The organism is bacterium (assembly GCA_023150945.1).
GTDB lineage: Bacteria > Zhuqueibacterota > Zhuqueibacteria > Zhuqueibacterales > Zhuqueibacteraceae > Coneutiohabitans.
The window spans coordinates 150,403-166,497 of the sequence record JAKLJX010000005.1 but is presented as its reverse complement, the minus strand read 5'-3'; the positions used below and the strand labels follow the sequence as shown (position 1 = coordinate 166,497).

Here is a 16,095-nt window from a genome sequence, read left to right as displayed (position 1 = left end):
TGTGTGATTGGAAACCATCGCGGAATACCCTTCTGCAGCAACCACCGCGGCCGATGACTGCGTCCCGAGCGAAAGCCTCATGATGGGTGAGCTGCCTTCCAGGCCTGCCGGCCATGCCGCGCTCGACTTTTCCCCACGTGAATCCTTTGCCAACCAACGGCCAACCGTTGCGGACATCGACCTGCAGGCGGTGGCGGCAAACACGCGCCGCATCTGCAGCCGCACGCCTCCGGCGGAGGTGATGGCCATCGTCAAAGCCGACGGCTACGGCCACGGCAGCGTGCCGATCGCGCGCGTTGCGCTGCGCGCCGGCGCGACGCAGCTCGGCGTGGCCCTGCTCGAAGAGGGTATCATCCTGCGCCAACACGGCTGCACCGCGCCGGTGCTCGTGCTCGGTGGATTGTTCGAGCACCAAATCGATGCTTTTCTGCAGCATGACTTGATGATGACGGTTTATGAGCACGATCTTGCCCAGATGATTTCGCGGCGCGCGCAGGCGCTCGGCACGGTCGCGACTGTGCACGTCAAAATCGACACCGGCATGGGGCGGGTGGGCGTGCATGATGACCCGGTGGAATTCGTGACCCGCCTCTCCCGCTTGCCAGGCCTGTTGCTGACCGGCCTCTACACTCATCTCGCGACCAGCGATGAGACCGACAAAACCTATGCGCGGCAGCAACTCGCCGCGTTTCGCGCCACGGTCACGCGCTTGCGCGAACGCGGCATTTCGCCGCCATGGATTCACGCCGCCAACAGCGGCGCGATTCTCGATTTGCCGGAGGCCTATTTCACGATGGTGCGCGCCGGCGTGATCCTGTACGGCTACTATCCCAGCCGCGAAACCACGGAGTCGATTGCGCTGCAGCCCGCCATGCGGCTGCGCTCGCAAGTGCTTCAGGTCAAACACGTGCCGGCCCGCTTCTCCGTGAGCTACGGCAGAACTTTTCAAACCCGCAGGCCGTCTTTCCTGGCAACGATTCCCATTGGCTATGCCGACGGCTTCAGCCGCCGCTTCTCCAACAACATGGAGGTGCTGGTGGGCGGCCGGCGCCGGCCGGTGGTCGGGCGCGTGTGCATGGATCAAATCATCGTCGACCTGGGCGATGATGCCGGCCTCCGCCGCGGTGATGAAGTCGTGCTGCTGGGCCGGCAGGGTGATAATGAAATCACAATCTACGAGTGGTGCGAACGCTTGGACACGATTCCCTACGAAGTCACCTGTAACATCTCGCAACGCGTGCCACGGCGCTATGCGGAGGGCGCGGACGACACGCAGACGCCGGCTTGAGGTATTCTATCCAAAAATCAATCTGGCTCACCGGCGATGAGGCCAGCGCCCAAAACATCCACCTTGAAAAAACATCCACGCAAGTTCCATGAACGACAATCAAGACCAAATCAACCCTGAGAAAGAAACAACCGACGCCGAAGATCTGAGCACGGTTTTGCGGGCCCGCCGCGAAAAATTCGAGCAGCTCAAGGCGCTCGGCGTTGATCCATTCCCACACGAATTCCAGCGCAGCCATCTCGCCGCGGAGGTCAAAGACAACTTCGAGGCCCTGTTCGAAAAAGAAGTGACGATCGGCGGCCGCATCATGGCGTTGCGGCCGATGGGCAAGGCCACCTTCGGCCATCTCGAGGATGCCAGCGGGCGGCTGCAGTTCTATCTCAAGCAAGATTTGATCGGCGCAGAAAACTACCGGCTGGTGCCGCTGCTGGATTTGGGTGACGTCATCGGCGTGGCGGGCAAAGTGGTGAAGACGCGCACCGGCGAAATCACCGTGCAGGCCAGCGGCCTCAAACTGCTGGCGAAATCACTGCGGCCCCTGCCGATTGCCAAGGAAAAAGTGACCGCGGGTGAGCGCGTAGTGTTCGACGCCCTGGCCGACAAGGAGTTTCGTTATCGCCAGCGCTACGCCGATCTCGCGGTCAATCCCCAGGTGCGGGAGGTGTTCATCAAACGCAGCCGCATCATCGCCAGCATGCGCGACTATCTCACGAGCCGCGGCTACCTCGAAGTTGAAACGCCCATTCTGCAGCCGCTCTACGGCGGCGCGTCGGCGCGGCCCTTCACCACGCATCACAACGCGCTGGACATGACCCTGTATCTGCGCATTGCCAACGAGCTTTATTTGAAACGCCTGATCGTCGGCGGCTTCGACGGCGTCTTCGAGTTCGCCAAGGATTTCCGCAACGAAGGCATGGATCGTTTCCACAATCCCGAATTCACCATGATGGAAGTCTATATCGCCTATCAGGACTACCACTTCATGGCGAACTTGGTCGAAGAAATGTTCTGCCAGATCGCGCGGGATTTGACCGGCGGCTATCGCATCACCTATCAAGGTCAGGAAATCGACCTTACTCCGCCCTGGCCGCGCGTGCCGCTGCTCGACGCCATCGCGAAGGAAACCGGCGAGGCGCTCTTCGGCAAGAGTTTGGCAGAACTGCGCAGCATCGCGCGCAAGCTGGGCGTCGAGACCGACCCCACCATGGGCGAGGGCAAAATCATCGATGCCATTTTCGGCGAGAAAGTTGAGCCCAAGCTGATCCAGCCGGTGTTCATCACCGACTACCCGGTTGCGCTCTCGCCGCTGGCCAAGCGTCATCGCAGCAAGCCCGGCCTGGTGGAACGCTTCGAGCCGTTCCTCGCCGGCAAGGAAGTGGGCAATGCTTTCACGGAATTGAATGATCCTCTCGACCAGCGCGAGCGCTTCCTGGAACAGAAGCGGCTGATGGAAGCCGGCGACGAAGAGGCACAACAGCTCGACGAGGATTTTCTGCGCGCGCTGGAGTACGGCATGCCGCCCACCACCGGCCTGGGCGTCGGCATCGACCGGCTGGTCATGATCTTCACCGACCAGCCCTCGATTCGGGACGTGCTGCTGTTTCCGCAAATGCGGCCGGAAAAATAATGGCCGCGCGGCGCCGCACCTTTGCAAATCACTAACGTGGCGCCGGACAAGAATTTTCCCTGCAGGATTTTTGGAAAGCGGCAAGAATGTTTTACGAACTGTTCATTGCGCGGCGCTATCTGCGCTCCAAACGCCAGGTCAAATTCATCTCGTTGATCACCTACATTTCGATTGCCGGCGTGGCCATCGGCACCGCCGCTTTGGTGATCGTGCTCTCGGTAATGAACGGCTTCGAGAGCGAGGTGCGCTCGCGCATCATCGGCTTCGATGCCCATATCAAAGTCAAGACGTTTCATGACCAAGGTCTGACCGATTACCGCGCTGTCGAGGAAAAGATCAAGGATCTGCCGCACATCGTGGCGGCCTCGCCCTATGTCTTCAACAAGGCACTGATTCTCTCGCAAGGCCAGGACAAGAAGGAAGGCATCATCATCAAGGGCATCGATCCCAAACGCGAATCGCTGGTGACCGATCTCGTCAAGAACGTCAATTACGGCACGCTCAATCTCGGCACCATCGAGAAAGAAGGCGATCGGCCCCTGCCCGGCATCTTGCTGGGTTACTCGCTGGCGGACCGGCTCGAAGTCGGGCTGGGCGACAAAGTCACGCTGCTCTCGGCCGCGGGTCTGAATTTGAGCGGCTTCGGCGCCATGCCGCGCGCGCTGCAGTTTCGCGTCGCCGGTTACTTCGAAACCGGCATCTTCGAGTATGATTCGAATTGCGCCTTCATCGGCATTCCCGAAGCGCAACGGCTGTTCGAGTTGGGAAGCAAGGTGACCGGCCTGCAGCTCAAACTCGAAGACATGAACCTCGCCGACAAAGTCGCCGGGTTGATCGAAAACCGCCTGAAGTATCCCTACAACACCGAGACCTGGTTCGAGGTCAACAAGAACCTGTTTTCCTGGATGCAATTCGAGAAGTGGATTGCCTTCATCATCCTCTCGTTGATCATCATCGTGGCGGCCTTTAACATTGTCAGCAGCCTGATCATGGTGGTGCTGGAGAAAACTAAGGAAATCGGCATTCTAAAGAGCATGGGGGCCACGAATCAAAGCGTGATGCGCATCTTCATGTTGCAGGGATTGGTAGCGGGCGTGGTCGGCACGGCCATCGGCCTGACGCTCGGCTATCTGCTGTGCTGGAGCCAGCTCAAATGGAAATTCTTCTCGCTGCCCGCGGACGTTTACATCATCAATGCGTTGCCGATTCTGATGCGCCCGCTCGATTTTGCCGCGGTGGGATTGGCGGCCATCCTGCTCTCCTTCACGGCAACCATCTACCCCGCCCTGCGCGCCGCCACCCTCGATCCGGTGCAAGCCATACGATACGAATGAAAGTGAGCCTGTGATCATGGCCGCAAGAGAACCCATCATCATCACCCGCAAGCTGAGCAAGGCCTATCCCACCGCCACCGGGCAATTGGAAGTGCTCAAGGGGTTGGATCTGACCGTCTATGTCGGCGAGATCATTGCCGTGGTCGGCGCCTCGGGCGTGGGCAAAAGCACGCTGCTGCATTTGCTCGGCGCCTTGGATCGCCCCACCAGCGGCGAGATCATCATCGGCGACACGCCTTTGTCCAAACTGAATGACCGCCAGCTCGCCTATTTTCGCAACCAGTTCATCGGCTTCGTGTTTCAATTTCATCATCTGCTACCGGAATTCACCGCGCTCGAAAACGTGCTGCTGCCGGCTCTGATCGCCGGCCGCAATGGCCGCGATTTACGCGAACGCGCCCTCAAGCTATTGCAGGACGTCGGTGTGGCGCCGCGCATGGCGCACCGGCCCGGCCAACTCTCCGGCGGCGAGCAGCAGCGGGTGGCCGTGGCCCGCGCGCTCATGAACGAGCCGCAGCTCGTGCTGGCGGATGAACCCTCCGGCAATCTCGACCGGTTGTCCAGCGAAAGCTTGCACCAATTGCTCTGGGATTTGAGCCGCCGCGACCGGCGCACGTTCATCATCGTGACGCACAACCTCGCGCTCGCCGAGCGCGCCGATCGCGTCGTGGAATTGTTCGACGGCCAGATTCGCAGCATTCACGTCAACCGGCGTTGACGCGCGGCTCTGCTTCGAATTGAACGTGCCGCGCTTCACTTATTTCACCCCGAATCGAAAGGCAGAAAAACCTCGATGTCCATCAAAACCGTTTCGCTTCTTCTGACGATGACATGCACCAGTGCTTTTGCACAACACCGAGGATTCTATGGCGTTGCAGAGGCAGCAAAAGATCAAACCCTGTCTATAGCCCTGCTGTCTCTGCCTGGCACAGATGGAGAAGTCTCCGCTGATTTGCAGCCTGCGAGCCAGAGCAGCCGCGCCGTCTATTCTGCCACGCGACAGAATGGCTGGAGCCGGGACTTTTCCGTTCCCGGTGTCGTCGATGGTCCGATTTACGCCATGACCAGCGATGGCGCCAATCTCTACGTCGGCGGCCAATTCTCGGTGGCCGGCGGCGTCGCGGCGAACAACATCGCCAAATGGGATGGGAAGAAGTGGCATGCCCTCGGCGAAGGCCCGGATAACGGCGTGAATGCCACCGTGCACGCGATGAGTTTCATTGACGGAAAGCTGTTCGCCGGCGGCTTGTTCGTGCAAGCCGGCACCAAGCGCGTCAATGCCCTGACCTACTTCGATGGAAAAAATTGGAACCCCGTGAGCGACGGTGGTGAAAACGGTGTCAGAAAAATTGACGTTTTCACCAATGGCGATACGCTCATCAGCTCGGGGTTCGTGTACGCGATGTCCATTCACAGAAGATCGATCGTCATCGGCGGTTATTTCCATCTCGTGGGGAAGCAAAAAACCAACGGCATCGCCGCGTGGAATCTCGACACGCAGCAATGGGAGACTTTCAACGGCGGCCTGGCCAGCGCCATTCCCAACGATTTGGTGTATGCCTACGCCTTTGCCGCGAACGGCGATGACCTTTATGCCGGCGGCAAGTTTCATTCTGCGGGCGGCGTTGCCGCCAGAAATCTTGCGAAGTGGAACGGCACAAGTTGGAGCGCAGTTGGCGGCGGCGCGAACAACTGGGTGCGCGGCATGGAAGTGGATGCCACCGGGAATTTGTACATCGTCGGCATGTTCGATTCCACCGGCACGGTGCGCGCGCACGGCGTGGCGAAATGGAACAAGACGGCTTGGGAAACTTTCGGAGACGTTTATTTCACGCCCGATGGCACCGGCCCGCCCCAGATAAAAACGCTCTGTCTGATGAACAACAATCTCTATGTCGGCGGCTACTTCGAAAATATCAACGATGCGCCCGCGTGGAGCATTGCGAAGTGGGACGGCGCAAAATGGTCGACTGTCGGTGAAGCGCTGGGATTCCCAGGCCGACCGTGGCCCGGCGGCGTCAATGCTGTGCAAGCCATTGGCAACCGGCTCTACGTCGGCGGTGATTTCAGCAAAGCCGGCGATATGTTTCTCGGAAGTGTTGCTTATTGGGAGGACGCTTCATCACGTTGGAATAAACTGTCCGAAGGCCTTGCCGAGAAAGGCATCATCGGCAACGGCATCAGCGCGCTCGCCGGCTCCGGAAACGCCATTTACGCGGGCGGCAGCTTCAGCATTGCCGGCAGCACGTTTGCCAAGAGCATCGCCAAATGGAACGGCAGTGATTGGGAGACGCTCGGCACCGCCGCGGAGAATGGCATCACCGGCAGCGTCGAGACTTTGCTCGTCGACGGCAATGAGGTTTATGTCGGCGGCCACTTTGGCTTCGCCGGTTCAGTGGAGGCCTATCACATCGCCAAATGGGACGGCGCCAAATGGTCGGCGATCGGCATCGGCGTCGGCGGCGTGTCAGGCGCTTCGGTGTATGCTTTGGAAAAAATCGATCACTATCTCTATGTGGGAGGATACTTTGCGATCGTAGGCGACGCGGTCAACAATGCGCTGCCGGCAAATTCCATTGCGCGATTCAATCTCATGACGAATCGCTGGGAGGCATTAGGCAACGGTCTCAGAAGATCCGACGGCTTTCTCGGAGTCGTCAACGCGTTGGCACGCGATGGGAACTTGCTGTATGTGGGCGGGCGATTTGGCCTGGCAGATATTGAACCGGCGCAAAACCTCGCGGTGTGGAATCAGCAATCCTGGTCCGCCTTGGGCGGGCCCGGCAATGACGGCGTCGAGGGCACGGTCGCCGTCATCAAAGTGCAGGCGAATGAAGTACTGGTTGGCGGCGCGATCACAAAGAGGATCAATGGCCAGCCGTTTCACGGTTTCGTGAAATGGAATGGCACGACGTGGCAAGCCTTTGGCGGAACCATCTTGAGAAAAAACGAACCCGGTTACGTCATGGACGTCATCTCTTATGACGGTAAGCTGATCATCGGCGGCTCGTTTGATCAGGCTGGGCACACTGCCGCTTCAAATCTCGCGTGGTGGGATGGCGCGGAATGGCATGATCTCGGCGGCACGAATGGACTCGTTTCTTCTCTCGTTTTGTCAGGCAACAGAATTATGATCGGCGGAGGATTTACCATTGCCGGCGGCACGGCCTCGGTTGCGATGGCACAATATGATCTGACCACCACTGCGGTTGATGGCGCGCCGCTCGTCGCACCGGCGGAGTATGCGCTGTTTCAAAATTATCCGAATCCTTTCAATCCCACCACGGTCATCGCTTATCAAATTCCGCGGCCGGGAATGGTCACGCTGAAGATTTACGATATGCTGGGCCGGGAAAAAAGAACATTGGTGCAAGCGCACCAGCCCGCGGGCAAACACGAAGTCGCGTTCGAGGCCGGCGAGCTGGCCAGCGGCGTCTATGTCTATCGCGTGCAGGTGAACGGCTTTGTTTCATCAAACAAAATGCTGCTGGTCAGATGAAGCCGGCTGCATGCCGAGAGGACGAAGCGATTCAGCGAGGGAAGCAAGACAAATGACCTGTCAATCCTGTCACAACGCCAAAGCCACGGTTCGTTTGAAGCAAGTCGTGAACGGCAAGAAGAGCGAGATTTTTCTTTGCCAGGCATGTGCGCACCAGCAGGGTCTGCCCAGCGCGGCGACCAACCTGCCGGAATTCTTCGGCAAAGTGGTCAGCAGCATCCTGGGTGAGGCGCCGGCCAAGAGCAGCGGCCGCCGTTCCCGCGCGAAACAAGAACCGCGCGAACGTTGCCAAAAATGCGGCCTGACCTGGCCGGAATTCGAGTCCGGCGGCCTGCTCGGTTGTGCCGCTTGCTACACGGCGTTTGAGCCGGTGATCAAAGTGTTGTTGCGCAATATTCACGGCCGCAACCGTCACACCGGCCGGCGGCCGCAACGGCTCAGGCCGCGCGTGGGCAAAAGTGTGGCCGCATTGCGCCAGGAATTGGAGCGCGCCATCGGCGAACAAAAATTCGAGCGGGCCGCCGAGCTGCGCGATCAGATTCGTGCGGCGGAACAGGCCGGTCGAACTTTTCCGCCGCGCACACCATGAAAAACGATACCAATAAACCGCAATACGCCTGGGAGGCGGCGGCCGCCAATTCCAAGCGGCACTGCAATGAGCTGGCGAAGTCCATGCCCTCCTGGTTGCAGCACAGCGGCCCGCACGGCAACCTCGTGCTGTCGACGCGCATTCGCCTGGCGCGCAATCTCGCCGCGCACGCTTTTCCCAACAAGGCCGATGTCGACAGCCAGAACAAGATCATTGCCGACGTGTGGGACGCCCTTGCCGGCCTGCCGCTCGCCGCGTCACCGCGCTGCCTCGATCTTTCACGTTTGCCGCGCCTGGATCGCGAAATGCTGCTCGAACGCCGGCTCGCCAGCCCGCAATTCATCGAGCGCAAGGGGCCACGCCTGCTCGCGCTCAATGCCGACGAATCGCTCAGCCTGATGATCAATGAAGAGGATCATTTGCGGCTGCAAGCCATGCAGCCCGGGCTGGCCATCGCCGCGGCGTGGGAGGCCATCCGTGCGCTCGATGACCAGCTCAGCGAGCGCATCGAATATGCCTTCAGCGAGCGCTTCGGCTACCTCACCGCCTGCCCCACCAACACCGGCACCGGCATTCGTGTGTCGGTGTTGATGCATTTGCCGGCGCTGGCGCTGTTGCGCGGCATCGAGGGCGCCAAGAGCCGGCTGGCGCAGCACGGCATGACGATGCGCGGCTTCTACGGCGAGGGCACCGAGGCCAGCGGCAACATGTTTCAGATTTCCAATCAAGTCACGCTCGGCAAATCCGAGGCCGAGGTGATGACGGTGGTGGCCGAGGTGGCCGAGGACCTGCGCCAGCTCGAGGAGTACACCCGCGGCCAGCTCATGACCGGCCGCAACAACTTCCTGCTCGACCGCATCTGGCGCGCCTACGGCACGCTGCGCTACGCCCGCATGCTCAATTCGCAGGAATGTCTCGACGTGCTCTCGCTGTTGCGGTTGGGTCACGATTGTGACCTGGAAGAAATGAAGGACTGGCCGCTCGCCCTGCTCAATGAATTGACGTTGATGCTGCAGCCCGGTCACTTGCGCAAGAATCACAAGGCCATGGCGGGCGCGTACGAGCGCGATTCCATGCGCGCCATGCTGTTGCGTGTCAAGCTCGGATTACAGTCTTGAAACCGCGGGGAAAACCCTCTTTACTTTTGCAAAATTCCTTTGTAGATTGCGCCGCGAAAAAAAATCAGGCAACGCTTGAGCCTACTCTTGTGGGAGTTGATCAAATGAAGAATAATTTCTCGAGCCGAGTGCAGATGGTCATCCAGTTTTCACGCGAGGAAGCACTGCGCTTGGGGCACGATTATATTGGCACCGAACACCTGCTCCTGGGACTGATCCGCGAAGGCGAAGGCATTGCCGTGGAAATCTTGCGGAACCTGGGAACGGATCTCGATGAAATCAAACGCGCCGTCGAAGACGCCGTGAAGTCAACCGGCGAAACCATGACCATCGGCAACATTCCGTTCACGAAACGGGCCGAAAAGATCCTGAAGATGGCCTATGTCGAAGCGGAAAAATACAAGTCGGACATCATCGGCACCGAACATCTCCTGTTGGCGCTGGTGAAGGAGAAGGACGGCGTCGCCGCCCAGGTGCTGCTGAACTTCGACATCACCTACGAAGCCGTGCGGGAGGAGCTTGACAACATTCTGCGCGGCACCCCTTCCAGCAAGGAAGCCAACCCGCAGCGCTCCAAGACGCCGGCGCTCGATCACTTCGGCCGCGACCTCACCGAACTGGCGCGCAAGAACGAACTCGATCCGATCATCGGCCGCGAGCGTGAAATCGAGCGCGTCGCGCAAATCCTGAGCCGCCGCAAGAAGAACAATCCGGTGTTGATCGGCGAGCCGGGCGTGGGCAAAACCGCCATCGCCGAAGGCTTGGCGCTGCGCATTGTCGAGCGCAAAGTGCCGCGCATCCTGCACAACAAGCGCGTGGTCACGCTCGACCTGGGCGCCATCGTGGCGGGCACGAAGTACCGCGGCCAGTTCGAAGAGCGCATGAAGGCGATCATGAACGAACTCTACCGCGCCAAGGATGTGATCCTGTTCATCGACGAATTGCACACCATCGTCGGCGCCGGCGGCGCGAGCGGCTCGCTGGACGCCTCCAACATGTTCAAACCGGCACTCTCGCGCGGCGAATTGCAGTGCATCGGCGCCACCACGCTGGACGAATACCGGCAGTACATCGAAAAAGACGGCGCACTCGAACGCCGCTTCCAAAAGATCATGGTCGATCCGCCCAGCCCCGAAGAAACCATCCAGATTCTCGAAGGGCTGAAAGACCGCTACGAGCAGCATCACAAAGTCACCTACACGCCCGACGCGATCTCCGCTTCGGTGAAGCTTTCCGAACGCTACATTACGGATCGCTTCCTGCCGGACAAGGCCATCGACGTGCTCGATGAAACCGGCGCGCGGGTGCATCTCGCCAACATCGTGGTGCCGAAGGAAATTACCAAACTGGAGGACGAGATCAAGAAAGTCCGCCAGGAAAAAGACCGCGTGATCAAGAACCAGGAGTTCGAGCGCGCGGCGGTGTTGCGCGATCAGGAAAAGCGGCTGAACCGCAAGCTGGACGCGGCCAAGCGGCGCTGGAAAGAAACCGAAGACGAAGTCATCGCCACCGTGAGCGAAGACGATATCGCCGACGTGGTGGCGATGATGACCGGCATTCCCGTGCGCAAAGTCGCGCAATCCGAAAATGAAAAAATCCTCGGCATGGAGGAGGAACTCAAAAAGCGCATTGTCGGGCAGGATGAGGTGATTCACCTGCTCTGCAAGGCGATCCGGCGCACGCGGGCCGGCTTGAAGGATCCCAACCGGCCGATCGGTTCCTTCATTTTCCTCGGCCCGACCGGCGTCGGCAAGACGCAACTCGCCAAGGAGCTGGCCAAATATCTCTTCGAAAAAGAAGACGCGCTCATCCGGCTGGACATGTCGGAGTTCATGGAAAAGTTCGCGGTCTCGCGTTTGACCGGCGCCCCGCCCGGATACGTCGGCCATGAAGAGGGCGGCCAGTTGACGGAAAAAGTCCGGCGCCACCCCTATTCCGTGGTGCTCTTCGATGAAATCGAAAAGGCGCATCCGGATGTCTTCAACATCCTGCTGCAAATCCTCGACGACGGCCACCTCACCGACGGCCTGGGCCGCAAGGTTGATTTCAAGAACACCATCTTGATCATGACCTCGAACGTCGGCGCACGGGAAATCAAGAAGGCCGGCGGCTTCGGCTTTTCCACCGAAGAGGGCGAAATCGACTACGCCAAGATGCAGAGCAAAATCATGGAGGAGGTCAAGCGGCTGTTCAATCCAGAGTTCATCAACCGCGTGGATGAAATCGTGGTGTTCCGCAGCCTGACGCGTGAGCACATGAATCAGATCATCGACATCGTGGTGAGCGAGATGCTCAAGAAAGTCTCCGACCGCCAGATCGCGATCAATCTCACCGACAGCGCCAAGGACTTCATCGCGGAGAAGGGCTTCGATCCGGTGTACGGGGCGCGGCCCTTGAAACGGGTGATTCAGAAGAACATCGAAGATCCGATCGCCGAACACATCCTGCGCGGACAATTCACCGACGGCAGCCAGATTCGCGTGGACAAGAGCGGCGAGGGTCTGGAGTTTATCGAAGCCGGCCGCAAAGTGGTGGAGAAGGCGGAATACAAACCCAAGCCCGAGCCTCCGGCCGATGACGAGAAACCCGAATCGGAAGCGGTGGAAAATTGACTTGGTCTTCCTGAAAAGATTTCAGCCCGATCTGCGGCGGCAACTCGAGATCGGGCTTTGTTGTTTATAGAACACCTACCCGTTGAGGCAGCACATGACGATATCACGTGTCTTTGTGAGGGCATTCAAGTCGATCTTCGAACTGGCGTTCCCGCTCGATCCCAAAATCACCGCTCTGGTCGGCGCCAATGAGAGCGGCAAGACCAACATTTTGAAAGCGCTGTACGCCTTCAGCCCGGGGGCACAATTCGACAACACGCTCACCTGCCAGTATTCCGACTACTATTATCAAGGCAAATGCCCGGAAGTGGCGCTGGAATTTTCCCAAATCTCCAAAGAAAATCGCCGCAATTTGCTGCGCTTTAGCGAGGCGTTCAAAGACACGGAAACGCTGCTGGTGAAGAAAGAAGGTCCGACGCTCGACGATTATCATGTGTTCGTCGGCGAGTCGGAAATCGGCTTGCGCGAAAAGGACATGTTTCTCGCCACGCTGCCCAAGCTGCTTTACTTCGACGAAATCCAGTTGCTTAAGAACCGCGCCACGCTCGAGGATCTGCTGGAAGGCGGCGACCATTACCGCACCGAACGCAACCTGTTGCGCATCGGCGGCATCAACAACCCCGAGCTTATCTTCGAGGATTCCACCCGTGGCCGCCGCGCCAGCGAGGAAGCCAGCCGCCTGATCACGCAGCAAATCCGCCGCGCCTGGTCACAGGAACCCACCATCGAGATCAAGCTCAACGTCAACGGCAACATTCTCTATATCGACATTTCCGACGGCACCACGGTGTTCGACACGCCGGAATCGCGCAGCCTGGGCTTTCGCTGGTACCTCTCCTTCTACATCAACTTCATTGCCCAGACGGTGGACGCGCGCGCCAATGAGTTCATCTTTTTGGTGGATGAAGCCGGCATTCACCTGCATCCCGCCGGCCAGAAGGACTTGATCAAAGTGATGGAAGATCTGGCAATCAAAAACCAGATTCTCTACACCACCCACTCGCCTTTCATGATCAACCGCGAAAACCCCCAGCGCGTGCGGCTGGTGGTGAAGGACAAGGACGGCACCAGCGTCGATAGCGAGGCTTATCGCGAGAACTGGAAGCCGCTGCGCAATTCCATCGGGCTGATGATCAGCGATCTCTTCTTCTTCAGCGATCGCAATCTGGGCGAGGAGGCGCAGCCGAAGAAATCCACCTTCTTCCGCCGCGGCCTGAAACCAACCCTGGTCAAATAGCATGACGCCGCGGCAAGTCGCGGCGCCGCCCTCATACCGTCTGACTTTGCTTCCATGCCTGATTCCCTTTGCGACGTGCCCGGCTTGCGCGTTGGCCACGCGCATGACGCGGCCGCCCGCACCGGCTGCACCGTCATCCTGCCGCCACCGCCCGCCATCGCGGGTGTTGATGTGCGCGGCTCCGCGCCGGGATCGCGCGAAATCGAAGCGCTCAAACCGGTGCGGCTGGTGCAGGAAGTGCACGGCATTTTCTTCACCGGCGGCAGCGCGTTTGGTTTGAATGCCGCGGCGGGCGTGCAACGCTATTTGGAGGAGCAGAATCTCGGCTTCGACGTCGGCGTTGCCAAGGTGCCGATCGTGCCGGCAGCGGTGATTTTTGATCTGCACGTAGGCGATCCCAAAATCCGGCCCACTGCGGAAATGGCGTATCAAGCCTGCTGCGAAGCTTCGACGGCGGAGTCGCGCCAGGGCGCAGTGGGCGCAGGTTGCGGCGCCACCGTGGGCAAAATTCTCGGCGTGCCGCACAGCATGGCCGGCGGTGTGGGCATGGCCTCCTGGCGCCACGGCGCGTTGGTGATCGGCGTGCTGGCCGTGGTCAATGCGTATGGCGATATCGTCGATCCCCAAACCGGTGCCCTGGTGGCCGGCGCGCGCAACGCCGAGGGCGGTTGGTTGGACACTCAGGCCTATCTGCGTTCGCATCCCTTCGCGCCGGCACGCGCCTGGAGCAACACCACGCTGGTGCTGGTCGCCACCAATGCGCAATTCCAGCGGGTGGAGATCACCAAAATCGCGCAAATGGCGCAGGACGGGCTGGCGCGCGCCATTCGTCCGGCGCACACGCCGTTTGACGGGGACATGGTCTTTGCCATCTCTTGTGGAAAAGAACAGGCCAGCCTGCTGGCGGTCGGCGCGCTGGCCGCTGAACTCGTTGCCGCAGCGATCGTGTCTGCGGTGCGGGCTGCCAACACATGACCGGAAAGAGCTGAACCCAAAATTCAACCGCAGAGTCGCTGGGCACGCGGAGAAAAACTCCTTGAATTGAAACGCCAAGACCTCAGCGTCTTCGTAGTTCGAGTGTTTGCTTTTTTTGCCGCGATTCATCTTTAAGAAAACCAAACTGCGAAAGAGCCACATGCCTCGTTTCTCCACTGATCAACAGAAGCAGCTTGCCGCGGCGGCCGCACTGCAATACGTCGAAAACAAGATGACGGTCGGCTTGGGCACCGGCAGCACCACTGCCCTGGCCTTGCGTGCGCTCAGCCAGCGCCTCCGCGCGGGATTGCGGATCACCGGTGTGCCCAGCTCGGCGGCGACTGCGCAACTCGCCAAACGGCTGCGGATTCCCCTGATCCAAGACGCCGGCGCCTTTCACAAGATTGATCTCACTCTCGACGGCGCCGATGAAGTCGATCCTGACTGCAATCTCATCAAAGGCGGCGGCGGCGCGCTCGCGCGCGAGAAGATCATTGCCACGCGCAGCGACCGCGTCATCATCATGGTGAATGAAAAAAAGCTGGTGCCCAAGCTCGGCCGGTTTCGCCTGCCGGTGGAAGTGCTGCCGTTCGGCTGGCAATCCACTGCCGCCATTTTGCGCAGCCTGGGCTGCAAAACGGCGCTGCGCGGCAGCCCGGCAAAACCGTTTCGAACTGACAATGGCAATTTCATCATTGACTGCGCTTTTGGCGAAATCGCCGAGCCGGAGAAGCTGCTGCAGCTCCTCAAGAGCATTGTCGGCGTGGTCGAGGTGGGATTGTTTGTCGCGGTCGCGGATTTGGTAATCGTGGGCAGGCGCGATGGCAGCATTGCAGAAAGATGGGCGGCCTAGCTTCTCTCGCTTCGCTCCGGCAGGAAAAAGGACTCGGCGGCGCCGGCGGCAGTGGTGGCCAATTGCCGGCGCGCTGGTGTTGGGCTGGGCGAGCATGCTGCCCTGCCAGCCGCTGCGCACGATGGCGCGCGGCCCGGTGACTGTAACCTTTGCGATCGGTCACAGCGAAGCGGAAGCCGCCACAGTTTTGGACCTGGCGGTGGCCTCCTGGCAAACCCTCAGCGAGAAATACCCCTCCCCCACCTCGCCTCCAATCCGGATCCATCTCGCTGCCACCTCTTACGCCTTTTGCCAGCAGACGCGCTCACCCTGGTGGCTGGCTTCGGTTTATCAAAACGGCATGATTCATCTGCAACCCGTGCGGGTGCTGCGCGAACGCGGCATACTCGCCAGCACCATCCGGCATGAAATCATGCACTGCTTGCTCGCGGCAGCGACCACCGGCGCTTGTCCGCGCTGGTTGAGCGAAGCCCTGGCAGTATTTCACTCCGGCGAGATCGAGCATCTCAAACCCGGCCGGCGCGCCGCGCCGGTGACGGAATTTTCCCAATTCGAAACGCGGCTCGCCGCCGCGCAAACTCAGGAAGAGTTGGCTGCCCTCTATTTCAGCCTCTATCGCCTCGCCCGTTTTCTCGAAGAGCAATACGGACCCGCCAAGATCAATTCACTGCTCCGTCAATTTCAGGAAGGCGAGGCCTGGCCCGAGGCCTGCCTGGCGGCGTGGAACCTGCCAGCCGCCGAGGTCGAGCGGGAATGGCGCCGGTCCATTCGCGCTGAATAGTCCGTTCGCCTGTTGCCTTATTGCGCTTGTCGTTTGCATGAAGAGCCGTTGTCTTCTAATGCCATGCTGAAGGCATCTTCCCGGGCACTGGAATGGTGGCCTGATCTCGCGGAGACTCTGCGGATTTCGATGCAACGGCCAGGCCGTTGCGGGAACAATTTCTCAAAAGCTCGTGATTGCGG

General features: G+C 59.8%; 12 protein-coding genes. All 12 read left to right on the top strand.

What is annotated here, in order from left to right; translation table 11 throughout:
- Positions 1 to 79 precede the first annotated feature (79 nt).
- Complete coding sequence (gene alr, locus L6R21_08930; GenBank protein ID MCK6559314.1) at positions 80 to 1,288, top strand: alanine racemase; 1,209 nt, start codon at positions 80 to 82, stop codon at positions 1,286 to 1,288.
- An 88-nt stretch (positions 1,289 to 1,376) separates the two neighbouring features.
- Positions 1,377 to 2,915 (top strand): lysine--tRNA ligase, encoded by a 1,539-nt coding sequence (lysS, locus tag L6R21_08925; protein MCK6559313.1) that lies wholly within the window; start codon positions 1,377 to 1,379, stop codon positions 2,913 to 2,915.
- Positions 2,916 to 3,001: 86 nt separating this feature from the next.
- Positions 3,002 to 4,249: a lipoprotein-releasing ABC transporter permease subunit gene (locus L6R21_08920; GenBank protein ID MCK6559312.1), complete on the top strand. Its 1,248-nt coding sequence runs from the start codon at positions 3,002 to 3,004 to the stop codon at positions 4,247 to 4,249.
- A gap of 16 nt (positions 4,250 to 4,265) precedes the next feature.
- Complete coding sequence (locus tag L6R21_08915; protein MCK6559311.1) at positions 4,266 to 4,967, top strand: ABC transporter ATP-binding protein; 702 nt, start codon at positions 4,266 to 4,268, stop codon at positions 4,965 to 4,967.
- 234 nt (positions 4,968 to 5,201) lie between these two features.
- Entirely contained in the window at positions 5,202 to 7,748 is a 2,547-nt protein-coding gene (locus L6R21_08910) for a T9SS type A sorting domain-containing protein (protein MCK6559310.1), read from the top strand.
- Between the two features lie 52 nt (positions 7,749 to 7,800).
- On the top strand, positions 7,801 to 8,337 hold the full coding sequence (locus L6R21_08905; GenBank protein MCK6559309.1) for a UvrB/UvrC motif-containing protein: 537 nt from the start codon (positions 7,801 to 7,803) through the stop codon (positions 8,335 to 8,337).
- On the top strand, positions 8,334 to 9,455 hold the full coding sequence (locus tag L6R21_08900) for a protein arginine kinase (protein ID MCK6559308.1): 1,122 nt from the start codon (positions 8,334 to 8,336) through the stop codon (positions 9,453 to 9,455). Before L6R21_08905 ends, L6R21_08900 begins: the two co-directional genes overlap by 4 nt.
- A 104-nt stretch (positions 9,456 to 9,559) precedes the next feature.
- Complete coding sequence (locus L6R21_08895) at positions 9,560 to 12,067, top strand: ATP-dependent Clp protease ATP-binding subunit (protein ID MCK6559307.1); 2,508 nt, start codon at positions 9,560 to 9,562, stop codon at positions 12,065 to 12,067.
- 94 nt (positions 12,068 to 12,161) lie between these two features.
- A complete protein-coding gene (locus L6R21_08890; protein ID MCK6559306.1) occupies positions 12,162 to 13,304 on the top strand; it encodes an AAA family ATPase in 1,143 nt (380 codons plus the stop codon).
- Between the two features lie 54 nt (positions 13,305 to 13,358).
- Entirely contained in the window at positions 13,359 to 14,279 is a 921-nt protein-coding gene (locus tag L6R21_08885; protein MCK6559305.1) for a P1 family peptidase, read from the top strand.
- Between the two features lie 160 nt (positions 14,280 to 14,439).
- Positions 14,440 to 15,132 carry a ribose-5-phosphate isomerase RpiA gene (rpiA, locus tag L6R21_08880; protein MCK6559304.1) on the top strand — a complete coding sequence of 231 codons (693 nt, stop codon included), beginning with the start codon at positions 14,440 to 14,442 and terminating at the stop codon, positions 15,130 to 15,132.
- 94 nt (positions 15,133 to 15,226) lie between these two features.
- Positions 15,227 to 15,913 carry a hypothetical protein gene (locus L6R21_08875; GenBank protein MCK6559303.1) on the top strand — a complete coding sequence of 229 codons (687 nt, stop codon included), beginning with the start codon at positions 15,227 to 15,229 and terminating at the stop codon, positions 15,911 to 15,913.
- The last annotated feature ends 182 nt before the right edge of the window (positions 15,914 to 16,095 follow it).